Origin of the sequence: Acinetobacter sp. TGL-Y2 (assembly GCF_001612555.1) — a bacterium.
In the GTDB taxonomy this organism is placed as follows: domain Bacteria; phylum Pseudomonadota; class Gammaproteobacteria; order Pseudomonadales; family Moraxellaceae; genus Acinetobacter.
On the sequence record NZ_CP015110.1, the window covers coordinates 2,868,548 to 2,884,796 of the forward strand.

Annotated in this window: 11 protein-coding genes, 2 tRNA genes and 2 rRNA genes; 3 read left to right on the top strand and 12 right to left on the bottom strand. The window is 43.8% G+C overall.

Annotated elements, in window-relative coordinates; all coding sequences use genetic code 11:
- Nucleotides 1–9: 9 nt before the first annotated feature.
- The 7 genes from AMD27_RS13715 to AMD27_RS13745 form a co-directional block, all read right to left on the bottom strand.
- Nucleotides 10–2,904, bottom strand: a 23S ribosomal RNA gene (locus AMD27_RS13715).
- Between the two features lie 479 nt (nt 2,905–3,383).
- Nucleotides 3,384–3,459: transfer RNA gene (locus AMD27_RS13720), tRNA-Ala, on the bottom strand.
- Nucleotides 3,460–3,532: 73 nt separating this feature from the next.
- A tRNA-Ile gene (locus AMD27_RS13725) sits at nt 3,533–3,609 on the bottom strand.
- Nucleotides 3,610–3,670: 61 nt separating this feature from the next.
- Nucleotides 3,671–5,208, bottom strand: a 16S ribosomal RNA gene (locus AMD27_RS13730).
- Together the 16S and 23S rRNA genes with 2 tRNA genes alongside form the textbook arrangement of a ribosomal RNA operon.
- Nucleotides 5,209–5,649: 441 nt before the next feature.
- Nucleotides 5,650–6,720 carry a DUF6670 family protein gene (locus tag AMD27_RS13735; RefSeq protein ID WP_067661530.1) on the bottom strand — a complete coding sequence of 357 codons (1,071 nt, stop codon included), beginning with the start codon at nt 6,718–6,720 and terminating at the stop codon, nt 5,650–5,652.
- A 31-nt stretch (nt 6,721–6,751) separates the two neighbouring features.
- The gene (gene pssA, locus AMD27_RS13740) at nt 6,752–7,576 is read right to left on the bottom strand and encodes a CDP-diacylglycerol--serine O-phosphatidyltransferase (protein WP_067661532.1); all 825 of its coding nucleotides are present in this window, start codon (nt 7,574–7,576) and stop codon (nt 6,752–6,754) included.
- Between the two features lie 38 nt (nt 7,577–7,614).
- Nucleotides 7,615–8,472, bottom strand: coding sequence for a 23S rRNA (adenine(2030)-N(6))-methyltransferase RlmJ (locus AMD27_RS13745; protein WP_067661534.1), 858 nt, complete (start codon nt 8,470–8,472; stop codon nt 7,615–7,617).
- Nucleotides 8,473–8,587: 115 nt separating this feature from the next.
- Between AMD27_RS13745 and AMD27_RS13750 the strand changes: the two genes are divergently transcribed.
- Together AMD27_RS13750 and AMD27_RS13755 are read left to right on the top strand one after the other, a co-directional pair.
- Entirely contained in the window at nt 8,588–9,190 is a 603-nt protein-coding gene (locus AMD27_RS13750) for a 2OG-Fe(II) oxygenase (protein WP_067663041.1), read from the top strand.
- Nucleotides 9,191–9,249: 59 nt separating this feature from the next.
- A complete protein-coding gene (locus tag AMD27_RS13755; RefSeq protein ID WP_067661536.1) occupies nt 9,250–9,777 on the top strand; it encodes a hypothetical protein in 528 nt (175 codons plus the stop codon).
- Between the two features lie 81 nt (nt 9,778–9,858).
- Here AMD27_RS13755 and AMD27_RS13760 read toward each other — a convergent pair whose 3' ends face one another.
- The 5 genes from AMD27_RS13760 to AMD27_RS13780 form a co-directional block, all read right to left on the bottom strand.
- Nucleotides 9,859–10,119 carry a DUF2789 family protein gene (locus tag AMD27_RS13760; protein WP_067661538.1) on the bottom strand — a complete coding sequence of 87 codons (261 nt, stop codon included), beginning with the start codon at nt 10,117–10,119 and terminating at the stop codon, nt 9,859–9,861.
- 107 nt (nt 10,120–10,226) lie between these two features.
- Nucleotides 10,227–10,478, bottom strand: coding sequence for a DUF2789 family protein (locus AMD27_RS13765; RefSeq protein ID WP_067661540.1), 252 nt, complete (start codon nt 10,476–10,478; stop codon nt 10,227–10,229).
- A gap of 167 nt (nt 10,479–10,645) precedes the next feature.
- The gene (locus tag AMD27_RS13770; protein ID WP_067661542.1) at nt 10,646–11,632 is read right to left on the bottom strand and encodes a malate dehydrogenase; all 987 of its coding nucleotides are present in this window, start codon (nt 11,630–11,632) and stop codon (nt 10,646–10,648) included.
- Nucleotides 11,633–11,801: 169 nt separating this feature from the next.
- Nucleotides 11,802–12,461, bottom strand: coding sequence for a ribonuclease I (locus AMD27_RS13775; RefSeq protein WP_067661544.1), 660 nt, complete (start codon nt 12,459–12,461; stop codon nt 11,802–11,804).
- 38 nt (nt 12,462–12,499) lie between these two features.
- Nucleotides 12,500–14,413, bottom strand: a complete 1,914-nt coding sequence (locus tag AMD27_RS13780) for a lytic transglycosylase domain-containing protein (protein WP_228140757.1) — start codon at nt 14,411–14,413, stop codon at nt 12,500–12,502.
- Between the two features lie 361 nt (nt 14,414–14,774).
- Here AMD27_RS13780 and miaB point away from each other — a divergent pair, with 361 nt between their 5' ends.
- A complete protein-coding gene (gene miaB, locus AMD27_RS13785) occupies nt 14,775–16,232 on the top strand; it encodes a tRNA (N6-isopentenyl adenosine(37)-C2)-methylthiotransferase MiaB (RefSeq protein ID WP_067661548.1) in 1,458 nt (485 codons plus the stop codon).
- Nucleotides 16,233–16,249 lie beyond the last annotated feature (17 nt).

Sequence of the window (16,249 nt, forward strand, 5' to 3'; positions counted from 1 at the left end):
GGGTGTTGTATAGTCAAGCCTCACGAGTAATTAGTATTGGTCAGCTTCACATATCACTATGCTTCCACATCCAACCTATCAACGTTGTAGTCTTCAACGGCTCTTTAGAGGACATATAGTCCTAGGGAAATCTAATCTTGAGGTAGGCTTCCCGCTTAGATGCTTTCAGCGGTTATCCCTTCCGAACATAGCTACCCGGCGATGCGACTGGCGTCACAACCGGTACACCAGAGGTTCGTCCACTCTGGTCCTCTCGTACTAGGAGCAGATCCTCTCAAATTTCCAACGCCCACGGTAGATAGGGACCGAACTGTCTCACGACGTTCTAAACCCAGCTCGCGTACCTCTTTAAATGGCGAACAGCCATACCCTTGGGACCTGCTTCAGCCCCAGGATGAGATGAGCCGACATCGAGGTGCCAAACACCGCCGTCGATATGAACTCTTGGGCGGTATCAGCCTGTTATCCCCAGAGTACCTTTTATCCGTTGAGCGATGGCCCTTCCATACAGAACCACCGGATCACTAAGACCTACTTTCGTACCTGCTCGACTTGTGGGTCTCGCAGTTAAGCGCGCTTTTGCCTTTATACTCTACGCGTGATTTCCGACCACGCTGAGCGCACCTTCGTACTCCTCCGTTACTCTTTAGGAGGAGACCGCCCCAGTCAAACTACCCACCAGACATGGTCCTCGCTCCAGATTATGGAGCAGAGTTAGAACCTCAATATTACCAGGGTGGTATTTCAAGATTGGCTCCACTTGAACTAGCGTCCAAGTTTCAAAGCCTCCCACCTATCCTACACAAGTAAGATCAAAGTTCAATGTCAAGCTGCAGTAAAGGTTCACGGGGTCTTTCCGTCTAGCCGCGGGTACACCGCATCTTCACGGCGAATTCGATTTCACTGAGTCTCTGCTGGAGACAGCGCCCCCATCATTATGCCATTCGTGCAGGTCGGAACTTACCCGACAAGGAATTTCGCTACCTTAGGACCGTTATAGTTACGGCCGCCGTTTACTGGGGCTTCGATCAAGAGCTTCGCTTACGCTAACCCCATCAATTAACCTTCCAGCACCGGGCAGGCATCACACCCTATACGTCCACTTTCGTGTTTGCAGAGTGCTATGTTTTTAATAAACAGTTGCAGGGGCCTGGTTTCTGTGGCTATCAATAGCTCAGGAAGTAAATTCCATCACCGTCGACAGCGTACCTTCTCCCGAAGTTACGGTACCATTTTGCCTAGTTCCTTCAGCAGAGTTCTCTCAAGCGCTTTGGTCTACTCGACCTGACCACCTGTGTCGGTTTAGGGTACGATTCCTGTGTAACTGAAGCTTAGAGACTTTTCCTGGAAGTATGGTATCAGCCACTTCGCTAATAAATTAGCTTGCTATCAGTTCTCAGCATAGAGCACCCCGGATTTGCCTAAGATGCATGCCTACTACCTTTCACCTGGACAACCAACGCCAGGCTGACTTAACCTTCTCCGTCCTCTCATCGCATTACACAGAAGTATTGGAATATTAACCAATTTCCCATCGACTACGCCTCTCGGCCTCGCCTTAGGGGTCGACTCACCCAGCCCCGATTAACGTTGGACTGGAACCCTTGGTCTTTCAGCGAACGAGTTTTTCACTCGTTTTGTCGTTACTCACGTCAGCATTCGCACTTCTGATACCTCCAGCAGACTTCTCAATCCACCTTCATCGGCTTACAGAACGCTCCCCTACCACTTGCAATAAATTGCAAATCCGCAGCTTCGGCATATAGTTTTAGCCCCGTTACATCTTCCGCGCAGGCCGACTCGACTAGTGAGCTATTACGCTTTCTTTAAAGGATGGCTGCTTCTAAGCCAACCTCCTAGCTGTCTATGCCTTCCCACATCGTTTCCCACTTAACTATAATTTTGGGGCCTTAGCTGGCGGTCTGGATTGTTTTCCTCTTGACTACGGACGTTAGCACCCGCAGTCTGTCTCCCGGATAGTACTCATTGGTATTCGGAGTTTGCATCGGTTTGGTAAGTCGGGATGACCCCCTAGCCGAAACAGTGCTCTACCCCCAATGGTATTCGTCCGAGGCGCTACCTAAATAGCTTTCGGGGAGAACCAGCTATCACCAGGCTTGATTAGCCTTTCACCCCTATCCACAAGTCATCCCCTGGCTTTTCAACGACAGTGGGTTCGGTCCTCCAGTTAGTGTTACCCAACCTTCAACCTGCTCATGGATAGATCGCCTGGTTTCGGGTCTACACCCAGCAACTAAACGCCCTATTAAGACTCGATTTCTCTACGGCTCCCCTATTCGGTTAACCTTGCTACTGAATGTAAGTCGCTGACCCATTATACAAAAGGTACGCAGTCACCGGACTCAATGCCGGCTCCCACTGCTTGTATGCATGCGGTTTCAGGATCTATTTCACTCCCCTCACAGGGGTTCTTTTCGCCTTTCCCTCACGGTACTGGTTCACTATCGGTCAGTCAGGAGTATTTAGCCTTGGAGGATGGTCCCCCCATATTCAGACAAGGTTTCACGTGCCCCGCCCTACTCGACATCATCATATAAGCCCTTTCGTGTACAGGACTATCACCCACTACGGTTGCACTTCCCAGAGCATTCCACTAGAACTTATATGACTTAATGGGCTTTTCCCCGTTCGCTCGCCGCTACTAAGGGAATCTCAATTGATTTCTTTTCCTAAGGGTACTGAGATGTTTCACTTCCCCTCGTTCGCCTTGCAACACTATGTATTCATGTTGCAATACCTACCTTATGGTAAGTGGGTTTCCCCATTCAGAAATCTCCGGATCACAGGATATTTGCCGCCTCCCCGGAGCTTATCGCAGGCTATTACGTCTTTCATCGCCTCTGACTGCCAAGGCATCCACCACATGCACTTAATTACTTGACTATACAACCCCAAACAGTCGTAGTACTTTACAAGCAGTACTAGGACAGAAGTCACTTACGTTACTTCATACAGTTCGTTGTTTCGTGTATTTAAACACTATATAGCTTCAATCTAATTCATATACCAAAACGCTTGATTCAGTTAATCGCTAGTTTCTCATCACTTCACTTTCATTCAATCGTTTCACTTGCGTGTAACAATTCAATGTCAATTTAGTTCTGAGCCTTAAACAATTTATTTCAACTCAAATATATTCTGTTAATGATTGCTCTAGCCTTCGTCAGGTCTAGAAACTGTGATAAATCACAGAGATTACCAAGTCCGCATATCTTAATGCTTGTACTTGTTAATCTCTATAAGCTATCTAGCTGTTTGCTTGTTTTGCATTCGAACATCGCTTCGTTTGATTAAAGCCTGCGCGAAGCATAGCTTCTTGCTTTAAATTTCAAGGAAAAGCATGCTTTTCTTGTCTTGAAATTTGGTGGAGACTAACGGAGTCGAACCGTTGACCTCCTGCGTGCAAAGCAGGCGCTCTACCAACTAAGCTAAGTCCCCAGCTTATCATATAGATTCGATATATCTTCTTATCCTTCACTCCGATGAATTGCTTCATCTTCGTTCGTTAGATTGGTGGGTCTGACAAGATTTGAACTTGTGACCCCACGCTTATCAAGCGTGTGCTCTAACCAACTGAGCTACAGACCCTCAGATACATCTTCATGAAGAACAACTTGTTGTGGATTCTTACCGATCGTCAATCTTTCGTTAAGGAGGTGATCCAGCCGCAGGTTCCCCTACGGCTACCTTGTTACGACTTCACCCCAGTCATCGGCCACACCGTGGTAAGCGTCCCCCCTAAGGTTAGACTACCTACTTCTGGTGCAACAAACTCCCATGGTGTGACGGGCGGTGTGTACAAGGCCCGGGAACGTATTCACCGCGGCATTCTGATCCGCGATTACTAGCGATTCCGACTTCATGGAGTCGAGTTGCAGACTCCAATCCGGACTACGATCGGCTTTTTGAGATTAGCATCCTATCGCTAGGTAGCAACCCTTTGTACCGACCATTGTAGCACGTGTGTAGCCCTGGTCGTAAGGGCCATGATGACTTGACGTCGTCCCCGCCTTCCTCCAGTTTGTCACTGGCAGTATCCTTAAAGTTCCCGGCTTAACCCGCTGGCAAATAAGGAAAAGGGTTGCGCTCGTTGCGGGACTTAACCCAACATCTCACGACACGAGCTGACGACAGCCATGCAGCACCTGTATCAGAGTTCCCGAAGGCACCAATCCATCTCTGGAAAGTTCTCTGTATGTCAAGACCAGGTAAGGTTCTTCGCGTTGCATCGAATTAAACCACATGCTCCACCGCTTGTGCGGGCCCCCGTCAATTCATTTGAGTTTTAGTCTTGCGACCGTACTCCCCAGGCGGTCTACTTATCGCGTTAGCTGCGCCACTAAAGTCTCAAAGACCCCAACGGCTAGTAGACATCGTTTACGGCATGGACTACCAGGGTATCTAATCCTGTTTGCTCCCCATGCTTTCGTACCTCAGTGTCAGTATTAGGCCAGATGGCTGCCTTCGCCATCGGTATTCCTCCAGATCTCTACGCATTTCACCGCTACACCTGGAATTCTACCATCCTCTCCCATACTCTAGCCAACCAGTATCGAATGCAATTCCTAAGTTAAGCTCAGGGATTTCACATTTGACTTAATTGGCCACCTACGCACGCTTTACGCCCAGTAAATCCGATTAACGCTTGCACCCTCTGTATTACCGCGGCTGCTGGCACAGAGTTAGCCGGTGCTTATTCTGCGAGTAACGTCCACTATCTCAGAGTATTAATCCAAGTAGCCTCCTCCTCGCTTAAAGTGCTTTACAACCAAAAGGCCTTCTTCACACACGCGGCATGGCTGGATCAGGGTTCCCCCCATTGTCCAATATTCCCCACTGCTGCCTCCCGTAGGAGTCTGGGCCGTGTCTCAGTCCCAGTGTGGCGGATCATCCTCTCAGACCCGCTACAGATCGTCGCCTTGGTAGGCCTTTACCCCACCAACTAGCTAATCCGACTTAGGCTCATCTATTAGCGCAAGGTCCGAAGATCCCCTGCTTTCCCCCGTAGGGCGTATGCGGTATTAGCAGTCGTTTCCAACTGTTGTCCCCCACTAATAGGCAGATTCCTAAGTATTACTCACCCGTCCGCCGCTAAGTTAGGTAGCAAGCTACCTTCCCCCGCTCGACTTGCATGTGTTAAGCCTGCCGCCAGCGTTCAATCTGAGCCATGATCAAACTCTTCAGTTTAATATTGCTTAGTACCTTAAAGGGTACCAATCTTGGCTCATCAATCTTCTGACAAATATTTCTCAAATAAACTTCGAGTAATTTCTACCAGTAAATCAATGAAAATAATTTCGATCGATCAATCAGTAAAAATCCACACAAGTTGTTCTTCATAATCTCTTAATGATCTTCTTGTTGGTTCGTCACCAGCAAGCTAGGTCGGCTATACTACTCTCTTTCGAAGAATAGTCAACAGGTTTTGCTAATTATTTTTTAACTCGTTCAATAAACTTAAATTTAACCACTTGGACTAAGCTATTGTTTATCAACAAGTTTTAATCAACATCACCGCCGATGGATGTGCATTCTACAGCATTTCTAACGCCATACAACCCCCTTTCTCAATTATTTTAAGAAAAGTGCGCTGAGTGGCTATTTATTAGTCAAAATAGCCCTTTTTTTCTATTTTTTGAGTGTACACGGTACTGGATTGAGAATTTTATCCAAGATTTTTTCTTGATTATTCCTTTCTTGCCACTTTAAAGGCCGACAATCAATGTATTCACAGTAGCCACTTTCACCACTTTCTTGAATGCCATCAATTTCAACTTGATATTTAAAACTTCCGACATAACCCGCCGCTAAACCAAACTTATAATCTCCACGGCTTTGCGCATTTACTACAATGCTTCGATTTGAATTTTTAAAGTTCCATTCAAACTCTCGCGGCAAATACATGTCTTGTTGATTGGGCGTAGTCACTTTGGGATAAACACGATGCACTTTAAAGTAGACCTGTTCATCAAACATTTCCGAAGTATGGTTCGTTAAATCTCGAAGATAAATTCTTGACTGCATAATTTGGTTGAAATTATTGCGAATCTGCGCCAACAGTAATTGTCGTTGATTGTTTAAATTGATGATTTGATAGGTGAAAAAGCAAAGTGGTAAATAAGGCAAATTCATTGCACGGGCATATTCGAAACTACCCAAATGATTAATTGAATAACTTTGCCCCTTATAGATGATTTCACCTGTGCAGTGGCACATCAAAGACCAATGATCAAAAAGTCCAAATTTAGATTTGGTAAAATGTGAAATGATTGGCTGGGTGTTTATATGAAGATTTACCGATAGCTCTTCATCACTGCGAATCAATTGAAAATGAGGAATACTGCCCTTGAGGCATTCGCGCTCTCCAAATTTGAATTGATTTTGCTCAAAGTCACAATCATCAGCGACCGAATAGGCATTAAAATGACCCACCATATGCGGGCTTATGCTACTGATTAACGAAACTGTATCAAGTGCGCTGTGTTTAATGGCGTATTCATTGCGCAGCATGGGAGCGTTGGGCTGACCAATAATGGTCAAAAAATTAAAATAATGCAGCGGTGCGGGCAAACCCGGAATCATCAATCCTTGATGAATAATTTTAAAGCGACCTTTCGGTCCATGATAATTGAGCTTAAAAGGAAATTGAGCTTGATTCAGCTGTTTAGAGTCATCGACCAAATTCATTAACAACTGCATAGCAAGCTCCTTTCTATATGTTTATCTCATTTTATGTAAGCTTCTTTCGAGCCATAAATGTGGTCACAAAACCAGATAATGCGTAAATAATTGAAATCACTAAAATACCTACAGGAATGTTATAAGTCACTGCTGCGAAGATAAATACAATAATTGGTAGGACTGCAAAAGGTACACGCTTACGTTCTACCGTCTTAAATGAATAATATTTAATATTCGAAATCATCAATAAACCAACCGCAATAATCACAGCGGCATTGATGGCTTGAATTCCCTTTTCTCGTAAATCGAAAATGTCTGGAAAATCTAGTCCAACCCAAACCAATGAAATAATCATAACGGCTGCCAGCGGACTTGCAACACCAATAAAGTAACGTTTATCGACAACACCAATTTGCACATTGAAACGCGCCAAACGAAAGGCAGCACACGCGGTATAGACAAAACATGCGGCTAAACCGATACGGCCTAGATCGTGCAAACTCCAGCTATACATTAAAATTGCAGGTGCAACACCAAAAGCCAACATATCAGAGAGTGAATCGAACTGTTCACCAAATGGGCTTTGCGCGCCAATGGCACGCGCCACACGACCATCTAAACCATCAAAGAGTGCTGCAATAAAAATGGCATAAATCGCTTGAGTATATTCACCATTCATACTGGCAATGATGGAATAAAATCCCGACAACAATGCGGCTGTGGTGATGAGATTCGGCCACAGATAGATACCACGACGTTTAACCTTCTGCCCTTCTTGGGTATGCTCCTCTTCTTCCACTTCAAAAGTGATGCCATCAAAACCTGGTACATCACGTGTAGAAGACTCGCTTTCAGGTTTATTTATATTTGTCATGTCATTGTCCTAACTGTAGCCTTGTCCGTTAATTAAACTTATTCGCCCACTAACCAGCGAACTGCAGCATGACCACCATTTTCAGTCATGCGTAAATGTGGAAATAACCACTGCAATGCTTCATCAGCATCTTCAGAGAATTTCCAAGGTGGATTAATCACCAACAAACCACATCCATTCAATCCCACTGGAGTATCATCTGGCCATACACAAATTTCACAGACCAACTGACGGCGAATGCCTGTTTTGCTCATTTTCTTTTCAAAACGATCAATCATGGCGCGATCTTTAATTGGATACCAAACTGCAAAACAACCTGTAGGCCATTTACGATGCGCAAGGGTCAATAACTCAACCAATTGTGGAAAATCCTTACGCTCAAGTTCGTAAGGCGGATCAATCATCACCAAACCACGTTTTTCTGCTGGTGGAATCACACCTGACAAACCCTCATATGCATCACGCTCATGAAGACCTGCACGGCGATCACGAATATTCATATAAAGCTGTTGAAATACGTCTTTCTGCATTTCAAAAATAGTGGCTTTATCAATTTCACGCATCCCTTCAAGGGCAAACCAAGGTGAACCTGGGTATGCACCTTTACCTGATGTGCTGCGCATCGCTTCAACAATCTTTAAATATTGTTGAACGCCTTCAGGAGCCTGACGTGTAATTGAGTCATCCAGTTTAACTAAACGATGAATACCATTTAAAAACTCACCTGATTTTTGCGCAGCAGCAGTCGACAAATCATATTTACCCGCGCCACCATGCGTATCTACATAGCGATAAGGTTTATCTTTAGCGTTAAAACGGTTCAATAGTTGCAGCAATAACACATGTTTCATGACATCGGCAAAGTTGCCTGCATGGAAATGGTGACGGTAATTCATGTTCAGATTAATTCCTAAGTTCAATATGCATTTTAGCACGAAAAAATATTTCTTCACTGCCCATCGATTGCACTAAAATGTATGGACATTATTTTTAATCATGTTGACCCATTTTATGGAAACGATAGCCCTTGCTTCAAATTGGAATATTGAAAGGATTATCGACAGTTTAGATCAACACGGCTATGCCCTTATTGATGAAGCTTATTCATCAACTTATTTAAGTGATTTAGTTACAGAATGCACATCTAATCTCGATCGTTTTCGAGATGCGGCTATTCAAAATGGCGTGGTCAGCAATATTCGCAGCGATCATATACTCTGGATCAATGATGAATTGGTTCATGCTCAGCATCATATCGAACAATTAAATGGGCTGGCTCAAGAATTTAATCGTTATTTTTATCTCGGTATTAAAGAGGTTGAAGCGCATTTTGCTTGCTATAACGCAGGTGAGTTTTATGCCTTACATCGCGACAACCCTCAAGGTAAAAATGGTCGAATGATTTCTTCAGTATTGTATTTACATGAAGACTGGCAATCGGATTGGGGTGGTGAACTGCGCTTGCAAGATAAACATGAACAGTGGCATATCATCGAACCGAAACCGAATCGTATTGCACTCTTTCAAAGTGATTTACTACATGAGGTTTTGCTGTCCAAACAGCAGCGTTTATCGATTACCGCATGGCTACGTAGTCACAACTCAATTTGGTAAAGCTTTAAATTCGGCATAACATCCTCATATAATGCACATTCACGATGAGGATGTAACCGATGCGACCCAACACTCAACAGATTATTCAGCGTATTGGTGAAACCGATCAACTGTATCTGCAGGGTAACCACCCACAACTCGCCATAGAACGCGCAGAGCTTCGTTTAGAGTTGGTGACTTTAAGTCATTTGCGCCAAGAGCAGATTCATTTCTTACAAGAAGCCATTGTCATTCTCGAACAAGCTCGAATTGAATTTGATGAAATCTCGAAAGCGTTGTTTATTGATCTTTCATTGCACCTTGCTAAAACGTATATGGTGTATTTTGAACTTACACGCGAAAAACGTTTTGCAATTATTACTGAGCAGATTTTAAAACCTTGGGTAAGTGACGAGTTCGGTGACATTTATTTCTTTCTGGCTTATGCGACGATGTCGAAAGAAGAAAAAGCATTAACCCGACACTGGCTCACCAAGTACAGTAAAACACAGGCATGCGATGTACTCTTACTTAATGAACATCATGCATTTGAGTCTCTGCATCAACAAGACTGGTTTCAAGAACTGATTACTCAGAAAATGCAGTAATTAGACATATTAAAAAAGCGCCATTTAGGACGCTTTTTTAATATAAATTTTAAGTATTTAGCTTGATCTCTATGGATACAGCTAGGAGTAAGCCATTTGTAGTTTGTGATAGGCATCCATGTGCAATTGTTGATTGAGCTCATCAATCCAAATCGCCCAATCATCGTCTTGCACCAAGTAACGAATGAGAAAATCACGTTGCGAAACATTCCAAAAAGGTGCTTCGTGCAAATTCACATGCGCTGGAAGTTGATGGGTTCGGATATACAGCTCCATTGCGGCTGGACTACTGGCTAAACCGAGCTGAGAAAACAGTAACGCTAAAGATGGCTTATTGGTCATGATTTTCACCCCTATATCAGCGAATTGGTATCTTATTATTGAATTAACTTATAAGACATTGCATAAAAAACCTAGCACTTTGGCTAGGTTTCTTGTATCAATTTGTTTTATGAATGATCTACACCATCATGCTGATGCAATAGCGCATTTAAGGTGTCGACCACAATGGCCCACTCGTCATCTTTTTTCCAATGATCCAGAATAAAATCGTGTTGGTTCTTGGTCCAGAAGCTGGCTTTGTGTAGTGGCGTGTCTTGATCAAGTTGATGTTCTTTCACAAAGCGTTCAATTGCAACTTGATCTGAATCTAAACCAAGTTGTTGAAATAATAATTCTAAGGTCGGTTGTTCATCAAACATGGACGTATCCTTTTCGCTTTTATTGTTCACCTCTACCCTAAACTGATCTGTTTCAGCTTTCAGTTGCGTCTTTATCACCAGATGTTATTTTTTGTTCTAAGTTTTTAGTTTACATAAAAAAAGCACCCCAAAATGGAGTGCTTTTTAACTTAATCTACATGATCAAATTATTTAAGCATGTCAGCAATTGCTGCGCGCTCTTCTTCAAGTTCATTCAACGTTACGTTGATACGCTCACGGCTAAATTGGTCGATTTCAAGACCTTGAACGATTTTGTATTCACCGTTTTCAGTCGTTACAGGGAAACCGAACATCACGCCTTCAGGAATACCGTAAGAGCCGTCAGAAGGAATACCCATCGTTACCCATTCGCCATTGGTGCCAAGAGCCCAATCGCGCATATGATCAATTGCAGCGTTCGCAGCAGATGCAGCTGAAGACAAACCACGTGCTTCAATAATCGCAGCACCACGTTTACCCACAGTCGGAAGGAATGTGTTTGCATTCCATTCTTGATCGTTAATCATGTCTTTTACGTTTTCACCATTAATGGTTGCAAAACGGTAGTCTGCATACATGGTTGGAGAGTGGTTACCCCAAACTGTAAGTGTTTTGATGTCTTTAACTGCTTTACCCGTTTTAGCCGCAATTTGAGATGCAGCACGGTTGTGGTCAAGACGTAACATCGCAGTGAAGTTTTTCGCTGGAAGATCTGGAGCAGATTTCATTGCGATGTAAGCATTCGTGTTTGCAGGGTTACCTACGACAAGAACTTTAACGTCACGGCTCGCAACTTCATTTAATGCTTGACCTTGACCGATGAAGATTTCACCGTTCACTTTCAATAAGTCAGCACGTTCCATACCTGGACCACGTGGACGCGAACCAACCAACAACGCATAGTCAGCATCTTTAAATGCAACTTTAGGATCATCAGTACCTACCATACCCTCTAAAAGAGGGAATGCGCAGTCTTGAAGCTCCATCATCACGCCTTTAAGCGCTTGTTGAGCTTTCTCAAATGGAACTTCGAGCAATTGCAAAATAACGGGTTGATCTTTACCTAACATTTCGCCACTTGCGATACGGAAAAGTAAGCTGTAACCAATTTGACCTGCAGCACCTGTAACGGCAACACGAACGGCTTGCTTCATCTAATTATCTCCAATTGAGGATATTCAATGCGATTAAATAGCGTTTCTATCTAATCTAATGATCATAAACGCGAAAGATTGTACTCCAATCATTCAAGGGATGCATGCAAAACACCACGCATTTCCACAAAAGTATGATAGGAAAAATAAATTAAATATTTAAAAAAACTCAGTATGCACCTCGAATTGTAACCAAACTTGGACAACTGTTTACAATTTGATTCGAACACTGCTTGTACTGACCTTGGGCGCTATAACAAATTTGTATACCTGTGAGCACCGAGGTATTTTGATGATTTTGACAATTAAAACGAATAGCTTCACGCGGCATGCGCGGATTGAGGCTAAAAAATTGTGTTTTTAAGCTACTCAATTGAATGCTTTTATTTTCCATCCCTCTTAAGTCAGCAGGAATTTTTAAGTTTTCGGCCTTTTTGATGATATCACGGAAATATTGACTGGCTGTTAAGGGCGTACACCCACCTATACTGGACCAAAGCGAATAACGTGCAGATTCATCAGGCATCACCCGCGCCACCACTTGTGCTTGCAAAGGCGACAACTTTGCAGATGAACGGCTACTACAATCGCGCGCTGAAATCTCAGGCACAAGCCCCGTAATGGTCAACGAATAGCCTTCCAAACATTTACGCTGTTTTTTCTTGCTCGTATCGATGGTACAAATAGCAGGTGTCATTTGCACCTGCATCACATAGCCTTTTAAACCCACAGGCGATGCATAGGATGAGTTTGATGACACAGCCAATCCCGCACTGATGAACATCAATGCAGTTTTAATCTGTTGACCGACTCTTGTGCTTAATTTCATGAATTACATCACACCTGATACGTTGTCACGGCCAATATTTAAGGTGTACTACGAGTGGGAATGGTCGGCATACGGCTCTCAATCGCTTGTGGCCCTTGCCCTAACAGCACCCCATAATGTGCAGCATTTGCCATCACTTTTTTGACATAATCTCGTGTTTCATGCAATGGAATAGATTCAGTGTATTGATCGGATGCAATACTTTGAAACTCAGGTTGCCAACGGCGTGCACGATTTGGCCCTGCATTATAGCCAGCCGTCGCTAAAACCGGATTTCCACTGAGTTGATTTTGAATCATAGACAAATAATACGTGCCGTAGCGAATATTCATATTGGTATTGGTCAGCGCGGCTGGATTATAGGTTTCCCCCATTTTCTGCGCCACAAGTTTTGCGGTGTTGGGCATAATCTGCATTAAACCGCCAGCACCTACATGCGAACGCGCTGCACTGACAAATCGGCTTTCTTGGCGCATTAAACCGTAGGCCCAAGAAGGATCGATGCCGACATTACGACTGTGACTCACCACCAGACTTTGATGTGGGGTCGCATAGCGGTAGGCATAGTTGTGTTTATTGGTGGTGCGTTCAGCTGCATAAATAGCACGATCATACCACCCCATATCTGTGGCACGTTTGGCCGCTGCAAGCAGTAGACCATCATCTTTTTTTAAATACGCTTGGCGCACAGCCCAGTTCCATTCACGATTGATATAGCTGTCGGACGCATTAATATTTTTTAAAGCAAATGCACGGCGAAAATGAATGTCTTGATTTAAACGTTGCAAATCATTCGAGCTTGGCTCTGAGCGATCTTGTGCTTCGTTATAACGAATGCCTAAATGATCTTTGGCCAACAAGTTGTGGTATTCATCTCCTGAGGCAGCCAAACGCTGATAAATACTTTTGGCTGCTTGCTTAGAGGCGTGATCTGCACGCTTTTCTGAAGCACGCGCCAACCAATATTGCCAGCGGTCTTCTTGCTTTTGGGTCACGCTCATACTGTCTATGGCACGAATCACGCTTTCCCAACTGCCAAAACGTACCGCTTGACGGGCATAGATTTCAGCTTCTTCAGGACTAAAAGGCACCCCATAACTGGCATCAAAACTATTTAACACTTCGCGGTTAAAGTTATTCTTCATCACCGTGGTACCACCAATATAACCCACGGTACGGTATAAGTATTTCACTACATCTGCAGGTACACCCTGTGCAAGCTTGGGTACAGTTTGTAATGCTGAAGTGAGATCTGTGTCTGCTGCGCGTCCGAGTGCAAAAATCAAATACGCATAATCGACGGTATTATTCTTGGGTGCAGACCATAAGTAATTTAGAGGATTGGCTTGAATCTGATTGAGCTGCGCCAAAGATAGATTGATCCCAATGGTTTGTGCCGTAGCAAGCGCTTGACCTGACTGCCCTGCACGAAGCTGAGCATACATGCGTTGTTGACGGTCCGTGGTGGTCAAAAGCGGACTCGATAGCATAAGACGCCCTAGACCGCTACATGACTCTGGCTGAGCATCGGTTTTGAGCCACACATCTTTATACTCTGCATAGACCAGGGTATCGCCTGTTTTGGCACGCACTTGTGCGACAGCACAGCTTTCCGCTTCATCAGCATTGGTCACATATTGAAGTACCGGTTGTGCATTTGCAAAATCTGCTTGTTTGACTTTTTCTTCGACATAATCTGCCGACAGTTTTTCTGCCATTGCCGATTGTGGATAGCGCTGCGCGAACGCCGTAATGCTGCTTACTGGTTGAAAACCTAAATTATTGTTAAGTCCCCAATATTCAGGGTAGTAGCCCAAAGCATCATTTTGCATGGCCACGCGATATTGTTCTAGTTGTGACACATTTCCGCTATTTGCAACGCGTAAAGCATCATGAAATTGCTCTTCGGCAGCATAAGCCGTAGGCCAGCCGACCAAAGCCAAGATGGCCACTAAAAAGGGTTTTGCTTGCGTTTGCTTCAAGGTTTTTTTTAACACGCGTTTACTCTCAACTCTTTTTGTCTATCGCTAGTACAATTAATCTGCATCTTTCTCTGTTTTTAAGAGCGTTGCAATATTTAATTGCATTCTAATTAGTCTAATGCACAGGTTCTGTTCTGTTATGTAAATTGCTGATTCATCTCTATTATTTTAAAGCACTTTTCTCATGATTATCTTGAGCATTTCTATGTGATTTATTTCTTCATTGTCACGCCCTAAATGCTGTAAAATGTGTGGCTTTTACTGAGTCAAGTTTCATTTTTGGCTCTGCTCATTCGCTTTATATTCCCCCTTTAATAGGATAGGAGCCTTCATGACGGTTCAAACCTTCATTCCAAATAGTGCCCAAGCTGCCTCAGAAAACACTGTTACCCAGCCACAGCACACCCCAGCCATCGATGGCACAGTCAAAAAACTGTACATTGAAACGCAAGGGTGTCAGATGAATGAGTATGACAGTCATCGTATGGCCGATCTTTTGGGTGACTCACATGGCTATGTGCTGACCAAAGATCCCAAAGAAGCAGATATTCTCCTGATGAATACCTGCTCTATTCGTGAAAAAGCTCAAGAAAAAGTATTCTCTGAACTGGGTCGCTGGCGTAAGCTGAAAGAAAAAAATCCAGATTTGGTGATTGGTGTTGGTGGTTGTGTGGCATCGCAAGAAGGCGATAACATTCAAAAACGCGCACCTTATGTCGACATGGTTTTTGGTCCGCAGACCCTGCATCGTTTACCACAAATGCTCGATCAGCATTCTGAACAAATTGAAAAACCGAAAAAAGACAAAATCAAATTGGTGGATATTTCTTTCCCTGATATTGAAAAATTCGATTTTTTACCTGAACCGCGTGTTGAAGGTTATAAAGCCTTTGTTTCGATCATGGAAGGTTGTTCCAAATACTGTTCTTTCTGCGTAGTGCCTTACACCCGCGGTGAAGAAGTCTCCCGTCCTTTAGATGATGTCTTGGCTGAAATTGCAGGCTTGGCAGAGAAAGGCGTGCGTGAAATTGCGCTTTTAGGTCAAAACGTCAATGGTTACCGCGGTGAAACCTTTGAAGGTGAAATCTGTACTTTTGCAGACTTACTTCGTTTGGTGGCAGAAATTCCGGGTATTGGTCGTCTGCGCTATACCACCTCTCATCCGCTTGAATTTAATGATGATTTGATTCAGTGCTACCGTGACCTACCGCAAATGGTCTCACACCTGCATTTGCCAGTGCAAAGTGGCTCAAATGACGTCCTTCAGGCCATGAAGCGTAACCACACCATTGATGTGTATATCGATAAAATTGCACGTTTACGTCAAGTCCGTCCAGATATGCATTTGTCTTCAGATTTCATTATTGGTTTCCCCGGTGAAACCGATGCGCACTTTGAAGAAACCTATCAGTTTATTCAAGATTTAGACTTTGATCATTCCTACAGTTTTATCTATTCAAAACGTCCAGGGACACCTGCCTCTGAATTACCAGATACCACACCTGAAGAGGTGAAAAAAGAACGTTTGGCCAAAGTTCAAAAATGGATTAAACGCTCAAGTATCGATAAAACAGACGCAATGCTCGGTACCATTCAACGTGTCTTGATTGAGAAAGTTTCGGACAAAGATCCGAATTTATTGGTCGGTACAGCAGACAATACACGTTATGTAACATTTATTGGTGACGCGTCTTGGGTTGGACGCTTTGCAGAGATTGAGATTACAGAGATTAAGACCCTCAATTTAGTTTATGGAGAACTCTTGAATCTTGAGCCTGACGTGGCGTAATGTAAGGGTATAGATTT

Excerpts from the sequence above, each read along its gene's own strand:
- AMD27_RS13735 (WP_067661530.1), bottom strand. The coding sequence starts at position 6,720 with ATGCAGTTGTTAATGAATTTGGTCGATGACTCTAAACAGCTGAATCAA.
- pssA (WP_067661532.1), bottom strand. The coding sequence starts at position 7,576 with ATGACAAATATAAATAAACCTGAAAGCGAGTCTTCTACACGTGATGTA.
- AMD27_RS13745 (WP_067661534.1), bottom strand. The coding sequence starts at position 8,472 with ATGAATTACCGTCACCATTTCCATGCAGGCAACTTTGCCGATGTCATG.
- AMD27_RS13750 (WP_067663041.1), top strand. The coding sequence starts at position 8,588 with ATGGAAACGATAGCCCTTGCTTCAAATTGGAATATTGAAAGGATTATC.
- AMD27_RS13755 (WP_067661536.1), top strand. The coding sequence starts at position 9,250 with ATGCGACCCAACACTCAACAGATTATTCAGCGTATTGGTGAAACCGAT.
- AMD27_RS13760 (WP_067661538.1), bottom strand. The coding sequence starts at position 10,119 with ATGACCAATAAGCCATCTTTAGCGTTACTGTTTTCTCAGCTCGGTTTA.
- AMD27_RS13765 (WP_067661540.1), bottom strand. The coding sequence starts at position 10,478 with ATGTTTGATGAACAACCGACCTTAGAATTATTATTTCAACAACTTGGT.
- AMD27_RS13770 (WP_067661542.1), bottom strand. The coding sequence starts at position 11,632 with ATGAAGCAAGCCGTTCGTGTTGCCGTTACAGGTGCTGCAGGTCAAATT.
- AMD27_RS13775 (WP_067661544.1), bottom strand. The coding sequence starts at position 12,461 with ATGAAATTAAGCACAAGAGTCGGTCAACAGATTAAAACTGCATTGATG.
- miaB (WP_067661548.1), top strand. The coding sequence starts at position 14,775 with ATGACGGTTCAAACCTTCATTCCAAATAGTGCCCAAGCTGCCTCAGAA.